The organism is Mesorhizobium sp. ORM8.1 (assembly GCF_053005525.2).
In genome coordinates, this window is record NZ_CM132600.1 from 412131 (window position 1) to 435436 (window position 23306).

A 23306-nucleotide genomic window follows, 5' to 3' on the forward strand; every position below is an offset into this window, starting at 1 on the left:
TCAGCCAAGATAGGGGTAGAGCGGGAAGCGATCCGTCAGCGCCGTGACCTTGGCCTTGACGCCTGCCTCGACGGCGGCGTTGCCTTCGTCGGAATTCGCAACCTTCAGCCCGTCCAGCACCTCGGCGATCAGCTTGGCGATCTCGCGGAACTCGGCCTGGCCGAAGCCGCGCGTGGTGCCGGCCGGCGTGCCGAGACGCACGCCCGAGGTGACGAAGGGTTTTTCCGGGTCGAAGGGAATGCCGTTCTTGTTGCAGGTGATGTTGGCGCGGCCAAGGGCTGCCTCGGCGCGCTTGCCGGTGGCGTTCTTCGGCCTGAGATCAACCAGCATCAGATGGTTGTCGGTGCCGCCCGAAACGATGTCGAGGCCGGTTTCCTGCAGGCTGGAGGCCAGCGCCTTGGCGTTGGCGACGATGCTTTCGGCATAGGTCTTGAAGCTCGGCTTCAGCGCTTCGCCGAAGGCGACCGCCTTGGCGGCGATGACATGCATCAGCGGACCGCCCTGCAGGCCGGGGAACACCGCCGAGTTCATCTTCTTGGCGATGTCCTCGTCATTGCACAGGATCATGCCGCCGCGCGGGCCGCGCAGCGACTTGTGCGTGGTCGTGGTCACGACATGAGCATAGGGCAGCGGCGAGGGATGCACGCCGCCGGCAACCAGGCCGGCGATGTGCGCCATGTCGACCATCAGATAGGCGCCGACCGCGTCTGCGATCTCGCGGAAACGCTTCCAGTCCCAGACGCGCGAATAGGCGGTGCCGCCAGCCAGGATCAGCTTCGGCTTGGTCTCATGCGCGGTCTTCTCGATGGCGTCCATGTCGAGCAGATGGTCTTCCTTGCGCACGCCATAGGAGACGACCTTGAACCACTTGCCGCTCATGTTGACCGGCGAGCCGTGCGTGAGGTGGCCACCGGAATTCAGGTCGAGGCCCATGAAGGTGTCGCCGGGCTGCAGCAGCGCCAGGAACACCGCCTGGTTCATCTGGCTGCCGGAATTCGGCTGGACGTTGGCGAAATTGCAACCGAACAGCTTTTTGGCGCGCTCGATGGCGAGTTCCTCGGCCACGTCGACGAACTGGCAGCCGCCATAATAGCGCTTGCCCGGATAGCCCTCGGCGTATTTGTTGGTCATGATCGAGCCTTGCGCCTCGAGCACGGCCCTGGAAACGATGTTCTCGGACGCGATCAGCTCGATCTCATGGCGCTGGCGGCCGAGCTCGTTGCGGATGGCGCCAAAAATTTCCGGATCGGCATCGGCAAGCGTGGTCTCGAAGAAGGATTCGAATTTGTTGGAGGCTGCCGCGGCGTTTGACATGGCCTGAAATCCTTGAGGTTCGAGCAAGTGGGAAACGTTGCCGGCCATTAACACGATTGTTTTCGGCTCGCCACGTTTGGGCCGCGAAATTTGCTGGCCGGTTTGCGCCAAGACAGGCCATCGGCGCGCACTATTGCTGTGCGCGGCCCTTCAGCACGGCTTCGGAGAAGGTGACTTCGGTAAACAGCTTGCGCGCCGTGTGATCGTTGATGTCACCGCGGCGGAGCATTTTCTGCAGTTCGGTACGTTCCGCCTCGATGCCGGCGAGCCTGAGCTCGACCTCGAGCCTTCCGGAATCGCGGGCGTCGGCGCGCGCTTCATCGCCGTCGTCGGACAAGGCGATGCGGCGCCGGTAAATGGACACGACGCTTTCGGCAATGGCGAGCCTGGCGTCGGCCACCTCCCCTTCGCTGCCATCGCTGGCAAGGCTTTCAACTTTGGCTATGGCTGCATTGGCGGCGCCCACCCGCGCCTTGCGTTCCTCGGCCGCGCCAGGGTCCTCACCGGGTTCGACGAGACCGCGCGCGATGGTCGGCAAGGTGAGGCTGGCGATCACCAGCGAGCAGATGATAACGCCCGCGGCAAGGAATATCACAAGGTCGCGGGCCGGAAAGGGCGAGCCGTCCTGCAAGGCAAGCGGCAGCGACAGGATGCCGGCAAGCGTTATCGCTCCGCGCACGCCGGCTACCGACCCGGCAAGCCTGACACGAAAGCCGAACGGCTGCGCCTTGCGGCTGCCAAGACGCGCGGCGAGCCCGGCGCCGATGTCGCCGATCCAGATCCAGACGAAGCGCAGGCCGATCAGGCAGAGCGTCAGCAAAAGCACGGTCAATGCCGGTTCAAACAGCCAGTGGCGGGTCGTCAACTCGGGCGGCACCTTGCGGATGATGTCGGGCAGTTGCAGGCCGAGCAGGATGAAAAGCGCGCCGTTGAACATGAAGATCAATATCGACCACAGCGAAAACGCCTGGATGCGCGCCGAGACCGCCATAAAGCGCACAATACCGGAATATCCGGTCAGAAGACCGGCGGTGACCGCCGCCAGAATGCCCGAGGCGCCGAAATGCTCGGCGATGAGATAGGCGACAAAGGGCAGCAGGACGATGACGAGCACCTGCGCTTCCGGCGGCGTGCTGGTGATGCGGCCAAGGATCTGCAACGACTTTGCTGCGATGAACAGCGCGGCAACGCCGGCCAGGATGCCGATCGCCACCGCATAAAGGAAACTCAGCGACGCATTCGCGAAGGAAAAGCTGCCGGTCAGCGCCGCGGCGACCGCAAACCGGAACATCACCAGGCCCGACGCATCGTTGAGCAGCGATTCCCCTTCCAGAATGTGCATCAGCCGCGCCGGGACGGACGTGCGGTCGACGATCGAGGACACGGCGACCGCATCGGTCGGCGACAACACCGCGGCCAAAGCGAAGGCGATGACCAGCGGGATGCTCGGCACCAGCCAGTGCAAGGCATAACCGAAGCCGACAATGGTGAAGAAGACCAGCCCTATGGCAAGATCGAGGATCGGACCGCGCAGCGCCATCAGCTCGCGTTTTGGCGCCGAGAAAGCATCGCCAAACAGCAACGGCGGGATGAACACCAGGAGAAAAAGCTCGGGCTCGATCTCGAAATGGATACCTCGCGCCGGCCAGGCCAGCGCGGCGCCGATGGCGATCTGCAGCACCGGCAGCGGTACGCGCACCAGCCGCACCAGCGCACCGGATAGCGTCACGAAAGCGAGCACGACGAGAACGAAGACAGCAACTTCCATGGCGCGATTCCGGCTCTTTCGCCGACCATGCGCAATTGGACGCGCGGCGTCCAGCCGGGCGCCGTTGGCGGCCTGCCGAGCCTCAGCGTTGGAACTTGATCTGCCGCATGATCGACTTGTCCTCGATATGCTCGTCGTCGGCGAGCATCATCATCGCCTCGGAGATGATGAGCGAAAGAAGGCCGACACGGCAAAGCCGAAGATGCGCCCCGATGGCCCTGCGCCCAAGCCTCGCTCCCTCCAGCCGCATCTTAAGCCGCGCAGGCGCTGTCCCCTTGGCCCTCAGCCGCGGTGAGGCCATGTTGGTCTTGATCCACGTCTCGTCGAGACGGCGTAGCGTCGCGGCCCGCGCGGGCAGGCGCCTGCCCCGCGGCGGCGCCAAGGCCCCGACCCTCTCTTGGCTCTGTGGCTCCCTCATTGCTTGAAACCGGACGCGTCGAGCAGGGCGACCTGCTTGCCGTCGATGTAGAAGCGTATCGCGTGCGCCTCGTTGTCCACGGCGATGCGCGTAGGCTGGAGAGCCTGCGGCGCCGGCCCCTTGACATATTTCGACGGCAACCCTCCGGCCGGCGCATACGCGAAGAGCAGCGCCAATGCGCTGCATCCCGCGGTGAATGCAATGAAGGTGAGTCTGGAAGAGGCGGTTGAGGTCATCTGATAGTTCCTTCTTGATGAGGTGGCATTACAGTTCGGTTGTTCCCGGCCTTCGAAGCCAGGTTTCGCCGTTGCTCGACATCGAGCGTGTCACTGCTCTACGAAGGAAGGGGAGCTCAAGCCCCACATTCAGCGCGTTCTTCTTGACGATCTGCCCCTTGCCCATGGCGAGCTTAGCGCTGGTCGATGGTGCGAAAAGGGGCTGCATGCGGAACGGCATGGAATTCTCTGGAATTCCTGGAATATTAGCGAATAGAAATAAATCGACCAGGCGCAGAGCCTGCGATATAGCTCGCTTGCTCGGATTGCAGTGCGTAGTGAGCTGCGGGGAGCGTGAAAGCATGGTCTTCGCTCGAACAAGAAGCCAATCCTGATTCCATCGGGATGGAACAGGTCCAGCCGGATGGCACTGAACATCGCTCAGAAGTTACGACTGACCTCGGTCGTGCTGGGAACCGCCAGCCGCAAGGATCTGGCGGCGGCGTTCCGGGCGGTCAATCCAAAGACGGCTTTCGATGTTGGGCGCGCCGACAAATGGCTGCAGGCGCGCGCGCAGCCTCGCGAGCACAGCGTCTACGAGGATTGGGCGAAAGTGCTGCGCCTCGAGCAGCCCGGCGCCTGGATCGCCGAGAGCGACCTGCGGAGCTTCGCGGCCGCGATAGCGACCCGCCACGGCATCGACGCGGCCGAGCTCGAACGCCGTGCCCACGCGCAGTCCGCTGCCTCGCCCGGGCATGACGACAAAGGCATCGGGCTGGCGCTCGCCGGGACCTATGCCTGGTATACACGCGCTTGGTCGCCCTATTATCACGGCCAACTCATCAGGGGCCGCCTAGCGATCGAGGCGGGGCCGGGTGCGCATGCCTTCACCGCCATATATCGCGAAACATTGCCGAACGGGCAGTTGCAGCTCTCCGGGCCGGTCACGCCGGCAAAGCGCAGCCTCTATCTGCATCTGAAGGAGGTGGGCGGCGAGGCGCAGTCCTTCCTTTGCCTGTTCCCGCATACGCAGCCGGTGAGTGTGCTCGGCGGCTATATGGTAGGCACCGCCATCTTCGCCCCGGAAGCGCAGCCCTCGCTCACCAGGATCCTGTTGGTGCGCCTGCGCGATGCGCCTGCCGCCGAACAATGGGGCGGGCCCCTGCCGCCCGGCATCTCGATCGCCGCCGACCTGGCAAGTCTCGGCATCATCATGGAGCACCCGGAAGCGGTCGACCGCCAGCTCGGCCAATTCCTCAGCGCCGACGGGGACGGGGGCGTCAGCCAGATCCCGCCGTCCGAATTCCGCGCCATCCTCGACGTGTTTGACCGCCATTGGCTGCAGCACGCGGGCTAAAAGCGCGCGAACTTGACAAGCTCTCGACGGCGACTGCGGCGGGGCTTAACCGCTTCATGGAAAACGGCGAAGCGCTCTAACTCTTTGTTTTAACGCAATTCTGGGCGGAGGGTTACGGCGAAGTCGCCGAACTTAACCGCTTACGCTTTTCCTGGAATTGCTTAAACGAAAAAGGCCGCTCTGATAGCGGCCTTCAGACTGCTGACAAACCCCTGGCATTTGCCGGGGGTTTTTGATTCACTGGGTCATGTTGAAGCGACCCGCCCCTGAACAGACCGCGCTTGAGATGGTAACGTTGGATCAGCTGGTTCCGGCTGATCACTTGTTGCGCAAGATCGATCGAGCGATCGACTTTTCCTTCATCCACGATCTGACAGCGCCCTTGTACTGTGCCGACAATGGTCGGCCGCCGCTCGACCCGACCTTGATGTTCAAGGCGCTGTTCATCGGCTACCTGTTCGGGGTGCGCTCGGAGCGGCAGTTGGTGCGCGAGATCGAGGTCAATGTCGCCTATCGCTGGTTCCTGCGGCTGAAGCTGACCGACAAGGTGTTCGATGCCTCGACGCTGTCGCAGAACCGACGCCGTCGCTATCAAGACGAGACGGTCGCGCAAGCGATCTTCGACCGCATCGTCGAACAGGCGATCGGGGTGGGGCTGGTGGACGGGACGGTGCTCTATACCGACAGCACACATCTGAAGGCCAACGCCAACAAGGGCAAGTACGACCTTGCCATGGTGGCCAAGTCGCGCGCCGACTACTGGGCCGATCTGGACCGCGCCATCGAGGCGGAACGGACGCTGCATGGCCAAAAGCCGCTGAAGGCCAAGGAGCGCAAGCCTGCGCAGAAGCAGACCAAGATCTCGCGCGCCGATCCGGATGCCGGCTACATGGTGCGCGAGGGCAAGCCGAAGGGCTTCTTCTACCTCGATCACCGCACGGTGGATGGGCGCTGCGGCATCATCACCGACACATACGCCACGCCGGCCAACGTGCATGACTCGATCGTCTATCTAGGCCGGCTCGACCGTCAGGTTAAGCGCTTCGGCTTCACCGTGGCGGCGGCGGGGCTGGATGCCGGCTATGCCACGCCGGGCATCGCCAAGGGCCTGGAGGACAGGAACATCAGCGGCGTCATCGGCTATCGCAACCCGACCCCGCCAAAGCCTGGCAAGATGAGAAAGAGCAACTTCGTCTATGAACCGGAGGCGGACGGCTATCGTTGCCCGCAGGGCCAGCTGCTCACCTACGTCACCACCGAACGCAGTGGCTATCGCCATTACAGGAGCGATCCAGCCATCTGCCGCGACTGTCCGCTGCTGGCCTCCTGCACATCAAACGCCAAGGCCGAGCGCACCATCACGCGCCATGTCTGGCAAGATGCCCGCGAGCGGGTCGACGCCAACCGGCTCACGGCTTGGGGCAAGGCCATCTACCGGCGCCGCAAGGAGACGGTCGAGCGCTCCTTCGCCGACGCCAAGCAGCTCTTTGGCCACCGCTACGCCCGCTTCCGAGGGCGAACTCGTGTCGCCTGCCAGTGCCTGATCGCAGCCGCCGCCCAGAACATGAAAAAGATCGCAATCAGCCTCTGGCCAAAGCTCAAACCGAGCCTCGCCTGAGGCCCATCGCCGCCAGCTGTCTCCTGACATCTCCTCCCGACACAAATTTGCTGAGCCAAATCAATCCGCAAAAACAAAACCCCGCCGAAAATCGACGGGGTTTGTCAGCGGTCTGAAGGCCGCTCTGATAGCGGCCTCTTTATTCGAAATATCAGATGCTTACTGCGCGGAGCTGATCTGCAGCTCGGTGGCGCCGTCAAGGGCGTAGATGTCGTCGCGGAACTGGACGACGCCCGGACCCGTCGACCATGCCGAGAGATAGAGAAAGTGGACCGGCACCGGATTGACCACATTGATCGGCGTGTTGTCGCCGGTCTTGATCGCCGCCTCGAAATGCTGGCGGTCCCAACCGGGCGTGTCGCGTAGGATCCAGGTGACGAGATCGCGCACGTTCTGGACGCGCACGCAGCCGGAGGAATCGAAGCGCATCAGCTTGCCGAACAGGCTCTGCTGCGGCGTGTCGTGCATGTAGACGCCATCCGGGCTCGGGAAGTTGATCTTGACCGAGGCCATCGCGTTGTTGCTGCCCGGATCCTGGCGGAAGCGGTATTTCGCGGCATCGTCCGTCGACCAGTCGATGGTCATCGGATCGACCTCGCTGCCATCCGGCGCGAACAGTCGGATGTGGCTTTCCTTGAGATAGTTGGGGTCCTTCCGCATCAGCGGAATGATGTCCTTGCGCACGATCGATACCGGCGCGTTCCAGTACGGATTGACGATGATCTCGTTGATCTTGGAGTTCACGATCGGCGTCTGGCGGTCGATCTTGCCGACGATAGCGGTGTGGCGAAGCACGACGCGGTCGTTCTCGACCGCTTCGACCTGCGCCGCCGGAATGTCGACCAGCACGTAACGGCTGCCCAGCGTGCCGGCCTTTTCCTTCAGGCGCTGAAGATTGGTCTGCAACTGGCCGAGCCGGATCTGCGCCGACACGTTCATTGCCGCATAGGTGTACTTGCCCATGGAGCCGTCGGCCGGCAGGCCATGACGGAGCTGGAAACGCTTGACCGCCGAGTCGACATAGGAATCAAAGGCCGTCGAGATGCCGGCGCTTTGCGGCAGGTCACCGGAGACCATCAGGCGCTTGCGCAGCGGCACGACATCCGGATCGTCGACGCCGAGCTGCAACTTCTTGGTCGCCGGAACCTGCTCCCAGCCCCCTGCCCGACGATGTTCTGGTACTGCGCCACCGCCTGCTCGGTGAAGGCGACGGTCTGCTGGCTGAAGATCGGCAGCGTTGAGGCGACTTTGTTGGTGTCGTTGGCGCGGGCGTCGAACTGATCATCCCAATTGCCGCGGGTCGAGGATTTTAGAATGTCTCCGATCACGTCCTGCGCGCTGGCATGGCCGGCGACCACGGCGGCAGCGAGCGCGGAGGCCCCGGTGAGGAAGAAACGGCGGCTGGTTCTCATGGCAGACATTCTTTGCTTAATCGCTCTCGCTCAATTCGCTGGTCGGGCGGCATTGTCCGCACTCTAGGATTGGCAAACTTAACATTTCGCCAACCATGAACCCGACGCCGCTCGGCCGCCAGAAACGCGCTGCCGCCACGCAGGTTCCAAGGAGCGCAGGGCATAGGCCCGCAGCATCACCTGTCATTCGCATTGACCGTGATTATGGCGGCAACGTGGCCTTGGCCCGCGATTTGCTTATGCCGATGGGATGGAAAACCGCAACCGATGCTTTTCGGTATCGCTTGCCTGTCACCCGCGCAGCATGCGGTCAGCTCCCTCGCCGCTTGCGCTTTGGCGATAAGAAGACAAGAAAAAGGACCGGCGCGCTCCAGCACCGGCCCTTTATTGCTTTCCCCCCGCCCGCGCTTCTTTGGCGCGGCTCGAACCCTCTATCCGCTTACATCCGGTAAGCGATGGTGTCGTTCCAGAAGCGATCCAGGCGCTGCAGCGCGCGGTTCATCTGCTTGAACTCGTCGGTGTTGATGCCGCCGACCTGCTCGATCGAGCCGACATGGCGCTCATAGAGACCAGCGACGACGTCGGCCACCTCGTTGCCCTTCGGCGTCAGCGAGACGCGGACCGAACGGCGGTCGATGCGCGAGCGCTGGTGGTTGATGAAGCCCAGGTCGACCAGCTTCTTCAGATTGTAGGAGACGTTCGAGCCGAGATAATAGCCCCGCGAGCGCAACTCGCCGGCGGTCAGCTCCGAATTGCCGATGTTGAAGAGCAGCAGCGCCTGGATGGCGTTGATGTCGGAACGGCCGTTGCGGTCGAACTCGTCCTTGATCACGTCAAGCAGGCGGCGGTGCAGACGCTCCACCAGCTGCAGCGATTCCATGTACAGCGAACGGATTGCCTCGCGGCGATCGTCGGATACGTTTGCGGTCTTCGCCGCCGGACGCGAATTGATCATTGTCTTTGCCTCTCGTTTGTCGCCTTGGTGATTTTTTGTTTTTCACCTTGATCGCGACACTATCGAATACTCATAAAATTCGACTTAAACGCCAGGGCTAACAAGAGCTTACCGGTAAGAGGTTTCGAAAGACGCTTAACGATCGGTCACCCGAGCAAGAACAATTAACCTAAAGATTTAGCCAATGGATTTTGGGGAAAAACGGGCGGTGGAAACGGCCCGCGAAGCCGGTCAAGTCCGGCTCTATGAGCGGAGCATGATGTGGTCCGAAAACCGCTTCACGCTTTTCGGCATCATGCTCATTGGCGAAGCTGGCGCTTCTGCATCCAGATGGTGACGCGAAAGACGATGTAGAGCAAGGCCACGCAGGCATGCGAGACGACAATCAGCAGCCGGTGGCCGAAAAGGTCGGGTAAACCGGCATACATCACCGTTTCGGTCGCCGCGCAGATGAACCAGATCACCGGCCCCCAGGACGCCAGCATCCAGAGGCCGGCCGCGGCGAAGGGAAAGAATACGGCGAGCATGGCCGCCGCCACCTGCCAGTGCACCGGCATCAGGTCGAAGCGCCACAGTTCGCCCGGATAGATGCCGATCAGGCGGATCCAGTAGAAGATGCCGAACAAAAGGCAGTAGCCGGCGATGACGCGCTGGAACCAGGCGAAGATCACCTCGGTGGTCGAGGGCTGCAGCATCACGCGCCTGGAGGTCACCTCGCTCATAATTCGAGCTCCTGCGCGAGCGGCGCGAAATAGGCGTCGATGTCGGCCGCGCCGACGTCCCCGAGGTCGGACGGCCGCCACTCAGGCTTCGAGCCTTTGTCGATGATCACAGCGCGGATGCCTTCGTAGAAGTCATGGCCGGCGAGCATGCGGTTGAGGATGCGGAACTCCATCTTCATGCATTCGTCCATCGACAGCGTCGAGCCGGCGCTGATCTCGCGCCAAGCGACGTGAAGGCTGGTCGGCGAGCGGGTCTTGATCGTCGCCAGCGTCTTTGCGGCAAAGGCATCGCCGCCGGCGGCCTCCTCCAGGCTGATGACGATGTCGGCGAGCGAGCTTTGCGAAAAATGGCGCGCGATCGAATCCAGATCTTGCCGCTCCGTCTCGCGCTTGGCAGGAACAAAGAAATCGCGCAGCTCGGCATTTGGATCATTGCTCGCCGTCAGTTCGTCGAGCAGCCCCGCCTGGTCCTGCGCCTTGATCGTGTGCGTGGCCAGCCCCGACCACAGCGCATCGCCATGGCGGATGCGATTTCCGGTCAAAGCGAGATACATGCCGAAGCTGCCGCCGAGATCTGGCAGCAGGTGGCTGCCGCCGACGTCTGGAAAGAAGCCGATGCCGACCTCCGGCATGGCGAACTGCGCGTTCTCGGTCAGCACGCGATGCGAGCCATGAAAGGAAATGCCGACGCCGCCGCCCATGACGATGCCGTCGATCAGCGACACATAGGGTTTCTTGAAGCGGGCGATGCGGGCGTTGAGCCGGTATTCATCGGCGAAGAAATCGACCGGCGGCTTGCCGGCACGACCGGCCTCGTAGACGTGCAGGATATCGCCGCCGGCGGAGAACGCCCTGCCCTCGGCCTTGATGACGACGACGTTGATGCCCGCGTCCTCTTCCCAGGCATCGAGCGCCCTGGACAGCGCCCTGACCATATGTGTGTGATGGAATTGAGCGCGCGCGGCCGCGTCAACGTGACGACGCCCGCCTTGCCCAGCTTCTCGAAGCGAATTTCGTCGCCTCCGCCAAAGTCCATCACCAGAGAATCCTCTCCCGGCCCTCCCAGGGGAGAGAAGTGCTAAGCGGCGGCTGTGCTAACGTCAATTGTCGACTGCTAGGACAGGCAACGTCTTGCGGCGAGCAGGCTACCAGACAAATGGGATGAGCGCGTTTGTGCGGCGCGTATAATCGGGGAATTCATCGGGGAATTGCCGCGCCAGCAGCCGGTCCTCGGCATCGACCCGCCAGATGAAAATCGCCCCGAGCAGGACGAGCAGAAAGATGAAGGGGCCGCCTGCGACAATCGCCGAGCCGATGCATGCGAGCAGACCGCCCGTGTACATGGGATGGCGCAGCCGGCGATATGGACCGGACCTCACCAGCTCATGCTCCTGCTTGGCGGAGACGGTCTGGCTCCAGTTGCGGCCGAGCGTTTGCCGCGCCCACACCAGGAGCGCCATGCCGGCGATGGCGATTACGGTGCCGATGCCGATGCCGCTCAGGATCGAATTCACAGGGGCGAAGTTGACAAAGGCGAACAACGGCAGGCGCGGCAGCAGGAAAGCGACAATCATGGCAAACATCAAACCGAAGCTCTGCAGCAGATGCGGCTCGGCATCACGTTTCACGCCGATCGCCTGAACGCTCAGATAGATGATAAGCAGCAGCCAGGCGGCATAGATGAACCAGATGAAGGTCATGCCTTGCTCCTTCAATTAGCCGGCAATTCGCCTTGGCCGCCGCACGCGAGCGGTGCTAGAAAATGGGCATCTTGAACCGGACCGCAAGCGATGCCCGGATTTTCTCGCCTCGCGGCTGCAGCGATTGGTGTGATCGCAATCTGCCTCTTGTCTCGGCCAGCCGACGCCGCGCCGGCGGAGCTTTATCAGGCACAGACCATTGTCACCGGGACCGGTGAGGTGAACCGGCAGATCGGTTTTCGCGATTGCCTGGACAAGGTGCTGGTCAAGGTCTCGGGCGACCAGCGGCTGACGCAGAAACCGGAGAACCTGGCGCTGCGCGACAAGGCCGACCATTTCGTCCAATCGTTCCGCTACCATGACAGGCTGGAAGGCATTCCGGTTCATGACGAGCAAGGCACGCATGACCGCCCGCACGACCTGACCTGCCTCTATAAGCCGGCCGTGGTCGACAAGCTTCTGGCACAGCTTGGCAGCAAGCCCTGGCTTGGCGAACGGCCGCTGCTTGCCGTGTTCATGACTGCCGAACAAGGCCGGCGGCATTTCGTGCTGACGACCGATGAGGATCAGGGCGCAACGATGCGCGAATCCTTCGCCAACGCCTCCGTTCCGTTGCTGATGCGCATCACATTTCCGAAGGCCGGCCAGATCGGCGGCCTCGATGATAAGGCGCTCGCCACCGCAGACATGGCGAAGCTCGACCAGTTGGCGAAGAAAGCAGGAGCCGCCCGGGCGCTCGCAGGCAACATCGTGTGGAGCGACAAGGAGCTCGGCTGGATCGCGGACTGGCGACTGGCCAATCGCGGCAAGACCTATCGCTGGCAGGTGCGCGGCGTCAGCTTCGACGAGGCGTTTCGGGTGGCCATGCGGGGCGCGGCGCAGATCCTGTCGGGGAATGGGCAGCCCTAGGGCAAATTGATATTCAGGTGATGCCGGTCTGCAAATGGCCTGAATCTCAACCCGCCCTGCCCCGGAGCGACTGCTGGCACAATCGTGTCGCATTGGTCAGCGGCGGGGGCGCGTGGTAAAAGCCTCACCGAAAAAGCGAGTTTTGGCGATGAACAAATTCACCCCCGCAAAGCCTGCCGGCGCGCGCAGCGTCGACGAGATCACCGGCAGCCGGCGTTTGCGGCGCATGCGCAAGGCCGACTGGTCGCGCCGCCTGGTGCAGGAAAACCAGCTCTCGGTCAACGACCTGATCTGGCCGATCTTCGTCATCGACGGCAAGAACACGCGCGAGCCGATTGCGGCGATGCCGGATGTGTTTCGACTGTCCATCGATCTTGCCGTCAAGGAAGCCGAGCGCGCGGCCAAGCTCGGCATTCCGGCGATCGCCACCTTCCCCAATGTCGAGCTTGCGCTGCGCGACCAGACCGGATCGCACATCCTCGACCCCGACAACATCATCAACCGCGCCACCCGCGCCATCAAGGATGCTGTGCCGGAGATCGGCATCATCACCGATGCGGCGCTCGACCCGTTCACCAGCCACGGCCATGACGGCATCCTGCGCGACGGCGTCATCGTCAACGATGAGACGGTGGAGCAGGTTACCGCCGCGGCCGTCATCCAGGCGGCGGCCGGCGCCGACATCATCGCACCGTCGGACATGATGGATGGCCGTATCGGCGCCATCCGCGACGCGCTCGACGCCAACGGTTTCCAGGACGTGGCGATCATGTCCTACGCGACCAAATTCGCCTCGGCGTTCTACGGACCCTATCGCGAGGCAGTCGGTACCGCCGGCCTGCTCAAGGGCGACAAGAAGACCTACTACATCGACCACGCCAATTCCGACGAGGCGGTGCGCGAGGCCGAGCAGGACATTGCCGAGGGGGCCGACATGCTGATGGTCAAGCCCGGCCTGCCCTATCTCGACATCATCCGCCGGCTCAAGGACGAGCTGCAGATGCCGACCTTCGCCTACCAGGTGTCGGGCGAGTATTCGATGATCAAGGCCGCCGCCGCCAATGGCTGGATCGATGGCGAAAAGGCAATGCTGGAATCGCTGCTTGCGCTCAAGCGCGCCGGCTGCGACGGCGTGCTTACCTATTTCGCGCCGACCGTGGCGGAGATGCTGAGGGACTAGCTCTCACTAGACCTCAATGAGAAGGCCATCGAAGCCCAGCGATGCGGCGTATCATCGCCGTTATCTTCTTTTCAACGATCGCCATCAGACTGGCTGTCAGGAGCCTTCTGTAGCCTGCTACGCACAGCAGGAAACCGATGGTATTTTGCAAGCAGTTAGGTTACACGGCCACTGATTGCGAACCACAGGTGGTTCAGGAGGCAATGGTGTCAAAACTTCGTGTCAATGCATTCACCCTCTCGCTCGACGGCTACGGCGCTGGCCCCGACCAGAGCCTCAACACCCCACTCGGCGTCGGCGGCGAAAATCTGCACAAATGGATGATCGGCACCCGCACTTTTCGCCAGATGGTGATCGGCAAGGACGGTGGCACCACCGACACCGACGACAGGTTCGCGGCGCGCAGCTTCGAGAATGTCGGCGCCTGGATCCTTGGCCGCAACATGTTCGGCCCGGTTCGCGGCGACTGGCCGGACGAGAGCTGGAAAGGCTGGTGGGGCGACAACCCGCCCTATCACGTGCCGACGTTCGTGCTCACCCGCTACAAGCGCGACCCGATCGAGATGGAAGGCGGGACGATTTTTTACTTCGTCACCGACGGCATCCATTCCGCGCTCGAACAGGCGAAGGCCGCGGCCGGCGTCAAGGACGTGCGGGTTGGCGGCGGCGTTTCCACGATCCGGCAATATCTGCAGGAACGGCTCATCGACGAGATGCATCTGGCGATCTCACCGGTCCTGCTCGGCTCCGGCGAGCATCTTTTCGCCGGCCTCGACATGCTGAAGCTCGGCTATCGCTGCACCGAGCAGGTCGCGACGACCGATGCGACGCATGTGATGATCGGGCGGGCCTAGTTAGTCCATTTTTCCCCGTTCACGGGGAGAAATGCCCGGCAGGGCAATGAGGGGCAGCGCGACCTTGGAGATTAGCGAAAAGCTACAACCGACATTTTTGGCCAATGGCGGATGAGGGCTCAATCGCCAACGCCAGCGCCGCCCCTCATCCGCCCTACGGGCACCTTCTCCCCGTAGAACGCAGGGCTGTCCGGGGAAAGTGTCTGGTGAATCGAAATGCCGCATGCGCATGCCCCGTAAGACGGCGGTTTTCCGTCTACCTTCTGGTTGTCGAGACTCAGAAAGGGAACGGAGCATGCGCTTTACACCTAGCATTCTTGGTAAGCTGGTTGAACCGATCAATCGGCGCAGCTTCCAGACGGTTGTGGATAGCCATGACGGGGATGCCTACGACAAGTCGTTCAAGAGCTGGGACCACCTGATGGTGCTGGTTTACGCGCAGCTCAGTGGCGCCGACGGCCTGCGCAGCCTGGAAGCGGGCTGGAACGCCAACTGCCAGCATCATTATCATCTGGGCAGCGACCGGTTGCGGCGTTCGACCTTGTCGGACGCCAACCGCCGCCGCCCCATCGCTGTCTTTGCCGACACGTTTGCCTTGCTTGCGGGCCAGCTCGACCGGCAGACGCGCCGCGAGGGCACGGCCATGGTGCGGCTGATCGATTCCACCCCATCCCGCTCGGCAAGGCCTGCACCTGGGCCAAGTCGAACGGCCGCATCCGCGGCATGAAAATGCATGTCGTCTACGACCCCGACAGCGACTGCCCACGTGTCCTCGACATCACCGATGCCAACGTCAACGATGCCCAGATCGGCCGCACGATCACCATCGAGAACGGCGCCACCTATGTGTTCGACAAGGGCTATTGCCATTACGGCTGGTGGACAGCGATCGCCACCGCCAAGGCTTTCTTCGTCACGCGGCCCAAATCCAATATGGGCCTTAAGGTCGAGCGCCGGCGCCGCATCGCCCAAACTCAAGGCGATGGCTTCACTGTCCTGGAGGATGCCAAGGTAAGTCTTGCCAGCAAAACCAACTCCAAACTGGCAATCCCGTTGCGCAGGCTCATCCTGGAGCGAAATGACGGCGACACCATCACGCTCTTGACCAACGACCTCAAGCGAGATGCCGTCGAGATCGGACGGCTCTACAAGGGCCGATGGCAGATCGAACTCTTGTTCCGCTGGATCAAGCAGCATCTGAAGATCCGCAAGTTCCTCGGCACCAACGACAATGCCATCCGCCTGCAGCTCTTCGCCGCCATGATCGCTTATGCACTGCTGCGCATCGCTGCTCGCGCCTGCCGCATCGCAATGCCCATTCTCAGGTTCACTGACCTGGTCGTCCGATGTCTCTTCGAGCGCCGCAACATCGCCGCCATCGACAAGCCGCCGCCCGTCAACCCAAGTCAACGAAAGCCCAATGCCTCGCCAAACCAGATGTGCTTCAACTATGCATGACTTTCCCCGGACAGCCCTGCGTAGAACGGGGAGAAGGAAAGAAGGAAAAGGTGTTCAATACTTCTCCGGCACATACAACTCGCGCGGCAGCACCTGGCGCTCGTACTCCGGATTGAAGACGCGTTCGGGCAGCGAAATCTCCTCGTGCGGCACCTCCTCGTAAGGCAGTTGCTGCAACAAATGGGCCATGCAGTTCAGACGGGCCCGCTTCTTGTCATTGCCCTCGACGATGAACCACGGCGCCTCAGGAATGTTGGTGCGCGCGAAAGTTTCTTCCTTGGCCTTGGTGTACTGTTCCCAGCGCACCCGCGACTGCAGGTCCATCGGCGACAGCTTCCACTGCTTCATCGGATCGTGGACGCGCATCAGGAAGCGCATCTGCTGTTCCTCGTCGGTGATCGAGAACCAGTATTTCACCAGCGTGATGCCCGAGCGCACCAGCATGCGCTCGAATTCCGGCACGTCGTGGAAGAATTCCTCGACCTGGTCGTGATTGGCAAAACCCATCACGCGTTCGACGCCGGAGCGGTTGTACCAGGAGCGGTCGAAGAGCACGATCTCGCCGCCGGCCGGCAGATGCGGCACATAGCGCTGGAAATACCATTGCGATTTCTCGCGCTCGGTCGGTGCCGGCAGCGCAACGACACGGGCGATGCGCGGGTTGAGGCGCTGGGTGATGCGCTTGATGACGCCGCCCTTGCCGGCGGAGTCGCGGCCTTCGAAGACCACCACCAGCTTCTTCTTGTGGTAGGCGACCCATGATTGCAGCTTGATCAATTCCGACTGCAGCCTGAGCAGCTCGCGGAAATAGGTCATGCGCTCCATGGAGGGTGGATGCGACTTCTTGTAGATTTTTGAAATCTCGAGCGAGAGCGCGGGCTCGGAGATCTCCAATTCATAGTCCTCGTCGAGCGTGTCCTCGAGTTCGGCTTCCAGCCAGTCCTTCGCCCCGGAATTCGGTTTCACTTCGTTCATCGCGTTGCTCCGCCTACCTGTTAGCCGCCTTCACTACGGGTGCCTCACCAGCATGGCCGGACACGCAACTCCGTAAGCCGACTGAGATACAGACGCGCAATGACGGTTTTATTGCAAGCGCCTGGTATTCGGCACTGATTGCCGAATGTGATCGACCCGTATCGATAGCGGGGCGACAAACCGCCGGAATTGTCCTACAAATCCGCTCGCCTCTTTGCCGGCGCCCGCCACGGCGCCTCTCAAAATAAAATTGCGAGGATCGACATGGAATACCGCACGCTGGGCCGTTCCGGCTTGAAAGTTTCGACATTGACGCTCGGCACGATGACCTTCGGCGGCAGCGGACCGTTCGCCGCCGTCGGCAATTCCGATCTTTCAGAAGCCAGGCGCATCGTCGACACCTGCATCGACGCCGGCATCAACCTCATCGACACCGCCAATGTCTACTCCAATGGATTGTCGGAAGAGATCATCGGCGAGGCGCTGGCCGGCAAGCGCCCGAACGACGTGCTCATTGCCTCGAAGGCGCGCATGCGGATCGGCACCGGCCCCAATGATGAAGGCCTGTCGCGCCACCATCTGATCCGTGAATGCGAGAAAAGCCTGAAGCGGCTGAAGACCGATGTCATCGACATCTATTTCCTGCACGAATGGGACGGTACGACGCCGCTGGAGGAAACCATGGCAGCGCTCGACACGCTGGTTGCCCAGGGCAAGGTCCGCTATGTCGGCTGCTCCAACTATTCCGGATGGCAGGTGATGAAGGCGCTGGGCATAAGCGACAGCCAACACCAGCCGCGCTTCGTCACCCAGCAGATCCATTACACGCTGGAAGCGCGCGAGGCCGAGTATGAACTTTTGCCGATCTCGGTCGACCAGGGTCTCGGCGTGCTGGTCTGGAGCCCGCTGGCCGGCGGCCTGCTCTCCGGCAAATACCACCGCGACAGCCCGACCGCGCGCCAGATCGGCGGCTGGTCGGAACCGCCGATCCGCGACGAGGACCGTCTGTGGCGGATCGTCGACGTGCTGGTTGAGATCGGCAAGGCGCGTGGCGTCTCGGCCGCGCAAGTGGCGCTTGCCTGGCTGCTTGGCCGCCCGGCGGTCTCCTCACTGGTGATCGGCGCCCGCAACGAGGCCCAGCTCAAGGACAATCTCGCCGCGGCAAGCTTGACGCTCTCGCTTGACGAGCGCCTGCGCCTCGATGCCGTCAGCCGGCCGCCCGTACTTTATCCCTACTGGCACCAGCAATTCACGGCTAAGGATCGTTTCAGCCCGGCCGATCTGGTGCTCGACCGCAGCGACATCTAGAGACGCGGCTCAGCCGGCGATGTAGCGCCAGACTTCCGGGTCGGGCTCGATCTGGCCGCTGAGCACGAAATATTTGTAGAGGACGAGCAGCGAGATCGCCTGCTCGTCCCGCTCGCTACCGAACTGCCGGCAATAGGCGTTGGCCGCGGCGGTGATGCGTTGCGCCTCGGACGGGTGGCTTTCGAAATAGGCCACCTTGTCCGCCAGGTCGGAGAAATCCGGCGCCAGCGGCACGTAATGCACGTTGGGCTCGATCCGCGCTTCCTCGAACCAGGTTTCGTAGGTCGGCGGCGGCATCAGGCAGAGCGAGTTCGAGCTCATGATCCATTTGAGGTTGGTCGCGACATCATTGCCTTCGAGCGAGACGATGTAGCGGTAGCGCCGCTGCTCGTCGATGCTGAGGAATGGTTTGCGGTACTGGTCGGGCGCATCGGGCTTCGGCGAACCGGCATCGACGATCGGCAGGCTTCCCACCGCTTCCATGAAACGCATGCGGATCGGGTTGTTGAAATGACCGCGCCAGACCACGATCGGACGCTTGGCAGAAAATGGCTGGCTGTCGGGCGGCATGTGGAAATGGCGGAACTTGTTGAGCTTCATCAACACGCCATTCTCGTTACCGTCGACAATCGGCCGGTCCTTGACGATCCTTGGGATCTCCGGAACGCCGATGACGTCGCCGAATTCGAGATCGATCCGTAAGCCGGGGTCGAAGTAGCGGGCAAATTCCTTGAGGTCGTAATAATACATGCTGGCCGAGAACGGCACCTTGCCGGTGGGGATGGCAGCCGGGCTCGGGACGAAGGACGTCGTCAGCTTGTTGTAGTAGTTCAGCCGCTTGCGAACCGTCTCGCCCGAGAGCCTGGCTTGTGCCAGCCGCGCGGCCAGACGGCCGCGGAACATGGCCTGAGGGGCAGCGTCGCGCACGGCATTGCGTGCATAATAAAACAGCTTTGCTGCGGTGCGTGAGATCGTTGCCATGCGTGCGGTTCAACACAAACAGTCGACGGCTGTAAGCGCCCGTCCCCAATCCCTCCTACAGCATTGTGTCGCTTATGTTGCAAGCCTGCTAATGCGCAACCTCGCGGCAATGGTCTCATCCTCAGGCCGCAACCACGGCAAAACCCCTGGCGCGCAAGCTCCGGCGATCATCGTGCAACGAGGTGACGAGGCGGTCGCGACTGCCGGAAATATGCGCCGACAGCAGATTTGCCGCCGCATCGGCATCGCCTGCCCTGACGGCGGCGAGGATGGCATGGTGTTGCGCCCAGGCGCGGCTGAGTGCGGCTTCGTCACGCACCTCCAGCCAGCGGGCGCGCGACAGTCTGGTCATCGCGTCGCGCACGGCGCGCAACAGGAAGTCATTGCCGGAAAGCCTGGCCAGCTCGATGTGGAAATCCATGCCGACGCGGTGCCATTCCTCGCGAGGCGTCCCGGCATCGCAGGAGTCCAGCATGGCAGCAATCACGTCGACGCCGCCGCGATCCTCGAGCGCCGCCGTCAGCCGGACCGCAGCAACCTCGACGGCCTCGCGATAGACGGCGATCTGTCCGAGCTCGGAGAGATTGATCGGCGCCACCGTCCAGCCGCGGCCGTCGCGGCCGACCAGCCCTTCGGTCTCCAGACGCATCAGGGCGGCCCGAACCGGCGTGCGCGAGGCGCCGAATTGGCTTTCGATCCAGCGTTCGGTCAGCCGCTCGCCCGGGCCGATTTCCAGCCCGAGGATCATTTCGCGAAGCTGCCTTTCGACACTTTGCATCTGCGACATTGTCGTCCCGCTTTCCAAAGCCGCATTGACAGCGGCCAGCTTGAGGCTCATGACGGATACCGACTTGGTATACCAAATTGGTATCCACAACAACCCGGATATCCGGCAGGCGTGACATGACTGAGAAAGCTTCCGAACAGAGCGGCTACAACATCCATTGGCGGCGCAACCTTGCCGTCTGCTTCGCCGGCTCGTTCAGCACGCTTATAGCCATGACGCTGCTGTTGCCGTTCCTGCCGCTTTACGTCGAGCAGCTCGGCGCCGAAGGCCATGCGGCGATCGTGCAGTGGTCCGGCATCGCCTATGGCGCGACCTTCTTTGCGGCGGCGCTGGTCGCCCTTTATGGGGACGGCTCGGTGACCGCTATGGTCGCAAGGTGATGCTGGTGCGCGCCTCTTTCGGCATGGCGATCTGCATGTCGCTGACCGGCATGGTGCAGAGCGTTTTGCAACTGGTGTTGCTGCGTCTGCTGATCGGCTTTGCCGGCGGCTATTCGTCGGGGTCGACCATCCTGGTGGCGATGCAGACGCCAAAGGAGCGCTCCGGCTGGGCGCTCGGCGTATTGGCTGCCGGCATCACGGCCGGTTCGCTGGTCGGGCCGCTGCTCGGCGGCCTGCTGCCGCCATTGATCGGCATCCGCGCGACCTTCCTGTTGTCGGGCGGCGTGATCTTCCTCGCCTTCTTAGCCACGACCTTCCTGATCAAGGAAAATCCGCCGGCGCCCAAGCCGGTCTCGGCCACGAAGCCGAAGAGCGGCTGGTCACAGATCCCGGACAAACGGCCGATCGTGGCGATGCTGGCCACCGGCATGCTGCTCGCCTTTGCCAACATGTCGATCGAGCCGATCATCACGGTCTATGTGCAGCAGCTCATCGAAGACCAGAGCAAGGTGACGATGGTCGCCGGCGTCGTGATGTCGGCGGCCGCGCTCGGCACGATCCTGTCATCGTCCTGGCTGGGCAAGCTCGCCGACCGCGTCGGCCACTGGAACGTCGTGGTCGGCGCGCTCGCCGTATCGGCCTTGCTGCTCATTCCGCAAGCATTCGTCACCGATAGCTGGCAGTTGATCGGGCTGCGCTTCCTGATGGGCCTGGCGCTAGGCGGTCTGTTGCCCTGCATCACCAGCGTCATCCGCCACAACATCCCCGATGGCGTCGGCGGCAATGTGCTCGGACTGGCGATCTCGGCGCAATATGTCGGCCAGGTCGCGGGGCCGCTGTCCGGCGGCTTCGTCGGCGGTCACTTCGGCATGCGAGCGGTGTTTCTCGGCACATCGGTGCTGATGGCGGCTGGCGCGGTCTACAATTGGATTGTCCAGTCGCGGCGGGCGCGGCATATGCTGCTGGAAGCCGGCGAATCCTGACGGCTCGCCTTCCCCGCCAGCCGCGACGGAGCACGCCATGAGCCTTTCAGAGAAGACCGCAAATGGAGGCAGCCGCCTGCTTGTGCTGGCCGGTGGTCTGGTCGGCGCGGCGGGTGTAGCGCTGTCAGCTGCGGCCGCGCATCGCGGTGGCGCCTTCACCGGCACGGCGGCCAATTTCCTTCTGATGCACGCACCGGTCTTTCTCGCCATCGGCCTCGCCGGCGGCAATCGCGGCCTCAGGATAGCCAGTCTCGTCCTGCTTGCCGGCCTGCTTCTGTTCGCCGGTGACCTGCTTGCCCGCGACTTTCTGGGCTCGCGGCTGTTTCCGATGTCGGCGCCAATCGGCGGCACGCTGCTGATCGGCGGCTGGCTGGCGATCGCCGTCTCGGCGCTTTGGCGCCCTCGCCCTTAGACCGTGCTAGACTACTTGCGGCTCACGCGCGACTTGCGCGTCTCCGTCTCCACCGCCCGGCGGCGTTCCGGCCGTTCGGTTGGCGGCGTGATACCCCAATAATTGCGATAGATATCCTGAAACAGGTGCCCAATCGGATGCATGGCGGCCTCCTTGAGATGTTGAATCGATCCAATCTGTCGACGCAAAAGAGAGCGGCCGTCTAGGCCCGCTTGCGCTCCGCGATGAGGCGTGGCTCGCGCCTCCACGGGCTCGCCCGGCCGCGGCGTCTTTCGCTCATGGCAATCGAGGCGATGCCCCAATCGTTGCGGTAGATGTCTTCGAACAGGTAGCTGACCGGATGCATGGCACCCTCCTTCTTTGATCCACCCTTGTCGCGGGCGGAGTTTGGATCGATTCAAATCATAAACCCAGAGATCTCGAAGTCAAGTGCAAATTTGAATCGATCCAAGAAAAATGTTAGATGACCGGTGACAATTCCAGGGTCATGTTCATGACGTGACCGGATTCGGAGGAAAGACATGGCGTCACTAATCGAAGGCCACGCTAGGCCTATCCGGCTGGCGGATATCGCCAAGGCTGCGGGCGTCTCGCATGGCACAGCCTCGAATGTCTTCAGCCGTCCCGAGATCGTGCGCGCCGAAGTGCGCGAACGGGTCAAGGCGGTTGCCGAGAAGATGGGCTATGCCGGGCCGGATCCGAAAGGCCGCCTGCTGCGCGCCGGCAAGGTCAATGCCATCGGCGTCGCAACCACCGAACCCTCTCCTATTTCTTCGACGATCCCTTCGCCCGCGTCATGATGGCCGGCATTTCGGAAGCCTGCGACGCCACGGGCGCCGGCATTGCGCTGGTCTCGGCCGCCAACCAGGAGAAGCTCGCCTGGAACATCCAGAGCGCGCTTGTCGACGGTTTCGTGCTGTTCTGCATCGAAGGCGGCTCGCGCCTCGTCGACCTGACCCGCGAGCGCAAATTGCCTTTCGTGGCGCTGGAACTCGGCTTCGAGGATGAGACGGTCTCGGCGATCGGCGTCGACAATGTCGCCGGCGCGCGGCTTGCGGCGCGCCATCTGGCCGAGCTTGGCCATCGCCGCTTTGCCGTGCTGTCGCTGGCCTTTGCCGACGGCCGCACCGGCTTTGCCACGCCCGAAATCGTACGCAGCGCGCTCTATACGGGAACGCGCGACCGCCTTGCCGGCTATTTCGAGGAGCTTTCCCGCTTCGGCATCGATACGGCGAGGATCCCGGTCTACGAGACCGAGAACGAGGAGACGAGCACGAAAGCCGGTCTCGAGGCGATCTTCGCGGCCGGCGAGCCGCCGACCGCCATCCTGGCGATGTCCGACAGGATGGCGCTGATCGCGGTCAACTGGCTGAAGGCGCGCGGCATCAACGTCCCGGGCGATGTCTCCATCGTCGGTTTCGACGGCGTGCCGGACGGCGCGCTGTGCACGCCGCCGCTGACCACGATCGCGCAGCCGATCACCGAGATCGGCCGCCGGGCCGCCCGCATGATCCTTGACCATGACGGCGCGGTGCGGCGTGAGACGATGGGCGTTGAGCTTGTCGTCAGGGCCTCGACCGGCCCTGCCTTAAAAGACTGA

General features: G+C 62.7%; 20 protein-coding genes and 5 pseudogenes. 10 read left to right on the forward strand and 15 right to left on the reverse strand.

From position 1 onward, the window contains the following. From glyA to ACVDG8_RS02155, 5 genes are all read right to left on the reverse strand, one after another. Positions 1–1314: a serine hydroxymethyltransferase gene (glyA, locus tag ACVDG8_RS02135; RefSeq protein ID WP_447253203.1), complete on the reverse strand. Its 1314-nt coding sequence runs from the start codon at positions 1312–1314 to the stop codon at positions 1–3. 130 nt (positions 1315–1444) lie between these two features. Next, on the reverse strand, positions 1445–3082 hold the full coding sequence (locus ACVDG8_RS02140; protein ID WP_447253204.1) for a Na+/H+ antiporter: 1638 nt from the start codon (positions 3080–3082) through the stop codon (positions 1445–1447). Positions 3083–3164: 82 nt separating this feature from the next. Then, positions 3165–3464 (reverse strand): hypothetical protein, encoded by a 300-nt coding sequence (locus ACVDG8_RS02145; protein ID WP_455707510.1) that lies wholly within the window; start codon positions 3462–3464, stop codon positions 3165–3167. A 32-nt stretch (positions 3465–3496) separates the two neighbouring features. Beyond that, positions 3497–3736: a hypothetical protein gene (locus tag ACVDG8_RS02150; protein ID WP_447253206.1), complete on the reverse strand. Its 240-nt coding sequence runs from the start codon at positions 3734–3736 to the stop codon at positions 3497–3499. 28 nt (positions 3737–3764) lie between these two features. After that, positions 3765–4079: a hypothetical protein gene (locus ACVDG8_RS02155; RefSeq protein WP_447253207.1), complete on the reverse strand. Its 315-nt coding sequence runs from the start codon at positions 4077–4079 to the stop codon at positions 3765–3767. Between the two features lie 60 nt (positions 4080–4139). Between ACVDG8_RS02155 and ACVDG8_RS02160 the strand changes: the two genes are divergently transcribed. Then, positions 4140–5072, forward strand: coding sequence for a hypothetical protein (locus ACVDG8_RS02160; protein ID WP_447253208.1), 933 nt, complete (start codon positions 4140–4142; stop codon positions 5070–5072). 247 nt (positions 5073–5319) lie between these two features. Continuing rightward, positions 5320–6690, forward strand: a complete 1371-nt coding sequence (locus ACVDG8_RS02165; RefSeq protein WP_447252026.1) for an IS1182 family transposase — start codon at positions 5320–5322, stop codon at positions 6688–6690. Positions 6691–6849: 159 nt separating this feature from the next. On the opposite strand, the pseudogene ACVDG8_RS02170 reads toward ACVDG8_RS02165, so the two are convergent. The 5 genes and pseudogenes from ACVDG8_RS02170 to ACVDG8_RS02190 all read right to left on the reverse strand — a co-directional run bounded on the left by ACVDG8_RS02170 (position 6850) and on the right by ACVDG8_RS02190 (position 11479). Then, positions 6850–8102 (reverse strand): annotated as a pseudogene (locus ACVDG8_RS02170) (L,D-transpeptidase family protein). A gap of 439 nt (positions 8103–8541) precedes the next feature. Further along, a complete protein-coding gene (ldtR, locus tag ACVDG8_RS02175; RefSeq protein ID WP_013896002.1) occupies positions 8542–9057 on the reverse strand; it encodes a transcriptional regulator LdtR in 516 nt (171 codons plus the stop codon). 299 nt (positions 9058–9356) lie between these two features. Continuing rightward, positions 9357–9779: a DUF6163 family protein gene (locus ACVDG8_RS02180; RefSeq protein ID WP_447253209.1), complete on the reverse strand. Its 423-nt coding sequence runs from the start codon at positions 9777–9779 to the stop codon at positions 9357–9359. Then, positions 9776–10815, reverse strand: a pseudogene (locus ACVDG8_RS02185) (enoyl-CoA hydratase/isomerase family protein). Before ACVDG8_RS02185 ends, ACVDG8_RS02180 begins: the two are co-directional and overlap by 4 nt. 109 nt (positions 10816–10924) lie before the next feature. After that, positions 10925–11479 carry a methyltransferase family protein gene (locus tag ACVDG8_RS02190; protein ID WP_447253211.1) on the reverse strand — a complete coding sequence of 185 codons (555 nt, stop codon included), beginning with the start codon at positions 11477–11479 and terminating at the stop codon, positions 10925–10927. A gap of 90 nt (positions 11480–11569) precedes the next feature. Between ACVDG8_RS02190 and ACVDG8_RS02195 the strand changes: the two genes are divergently transcribed. The 4 genes and pseudogenes from ACVDG8_RS02195 (at position 11570) to ACVDG8_RS02210 (ending at position 15880) form a co-directional block, all read left to right on the forward strand. Continuing rightward, complete coding sequence (locus ACVDG8_RS02195) at positions 11570–12388, forward strand: DUF2066 domain-containing protein (RefSeq protein WP_447253212.1); 819 nt, start codon at positions 11570–11572, stop codon at positions 12386–12388. Positions 12389–12536: 148 nt separating this feature from the next. After that, positions 12537–13568, forward strand: coding sequence for a porphobilinogen synthase (hemB, locus tag ACVDG8_RS02200; protein ID WP_447253213.1), 1032 nt, complete (start codon positions 12537–12539; stop codon positions 13566–13568). A gap of 206 nt (positions 13569–13774) precedes the next feature. Then, on the forward strand, positions 13775–14422 hold the full coding sequence (locus ACVDG8_RS02205) for a dihydrofolate reductase family protein (protein ID WP_447253214.1): 648 nt from the start codon (positions 13775–13777) through the stop codon (positions 14420–14422). 295 nt (positions 14423–14717) lie between these two features. Beyond that, a pseudogene (locus ACVDG8_RS02210) lies at positions 14718–15880 on the forward strand (IS4 family transposase). Positions 15881–15934: 54 nt separating this feature from the next. Here the strand turns inward: ACVDG8_RS02210 and ppk2 are convergent. After that, positions 15935–16855 (reverse strand): polyphosphate kinase 2, encoded by a 921-nt coding sequence (gene ppk2, locus ACVDG8_RS02215; RefSeq protein ID WP_447253216.1) that lies wholly within the window; start codon positions 16853–16855, stop codon positions 15935–15937. A gap of 264 nt (positions 16856–17119) precedes the next feature. Between ppk2 and ACVDG8_RS02220 the strand changes: the two genes are divergently transcribed. Next, positions 17120–18163, forward strand: a complete 1044-nt coding sequence (locus ACVDG8_RS02220; RefSeq protein WP_447253217.1) for an aldo/keto reductase — start codon at positions 17120–17122, stop codon at positions 18161–18163. Between the two features lie 9 nt (positions 18164–18172). Here ACVDG8_RS02220 and ACVDG8_RS02225 read toward each other — a convergent pair whose 3' ends face one another. Beyond that, positions 18173–19144, reverse strand: coding sequence for a glycosyl transferase family 90 (locus ACVDG8_RS02225; protein WP_447253218.1), 972 nt, complete (start codon positions 19142–19144; stop codon positions 18173–18175). Positions 19145–19265: 121 nt separating this feature from the next. Next, positions 19266–19931, reverse strand: coding sequence for a GntR family transcriptional regulator (locus ACVDG8_RS02230; protein WP_447257207.1), 666 nt, complete (start codon positions 19929–19931; stop codon positions 19266–19268). Between the two features lie 116 nt (positions 19932–20047). Between ACVDG8_RS02230 and ACVDG8_RS02235 the strand changes: the two are divergent. Both ACVDG8_RS02235 and ACVDG8_RS02240 read left to right on the forward strand, forming a co-directional pair. Next, a pseudogene (locus ACVDG8_RS02235) lies at positions 20048–21294 on the forward strand (MFS transporter). Positions 21295–21331: 37 nt separating this feature from the next. Then, entirely contained in the window at positions 21332–21706 is a 375-nt protein-coding gene (locus tag ACVDG8_RS02240) for a DUF423 domain-containing protein (protein WP_447253220.1), read from the forward strand. 11 nt (positions 21707–21717) lie between these two features. On the opposite strand, the gene ACVDG8_RS02245 is transcribed toward ACVDG8_RS02240, so the two are convergent. Beyond that, positions 21718–21849 (reverse strand): hypothetical protein, encoded by a 132-nt coding sequence (locus ACVDG8_RS02245; RefSeq protein WP_447253221.1) that lies wholly within the window; start codon positions 21847–21849, stop codon positions 21718–21720. 59 nt (positions 21850–21908) lie between these two features. Beyond that, the gene (locus ACVDG8_RS02250) at positions 21909–22052 is read right to left on the reverse strand and encodes a hypothetical protein (RefSeq protein WP_447253222.1); all 144 of its coding nucleotides are present in this window, start codon (positions 22050–22052) and stop codon (positions 21909–21911) included. Positions 22053–22227: 175 nt separating this feature from the next. On the opposite strand from ACVDG8_RS02250, the pseudogene ACVDG8_RS02255 reads away from it, so the two are divergent. Then, a pseudogene (locus ACVDG8_RS02255) lies at positions 22228–23306 on the forward strand (LacI family DNA-binding transcriptional regulator).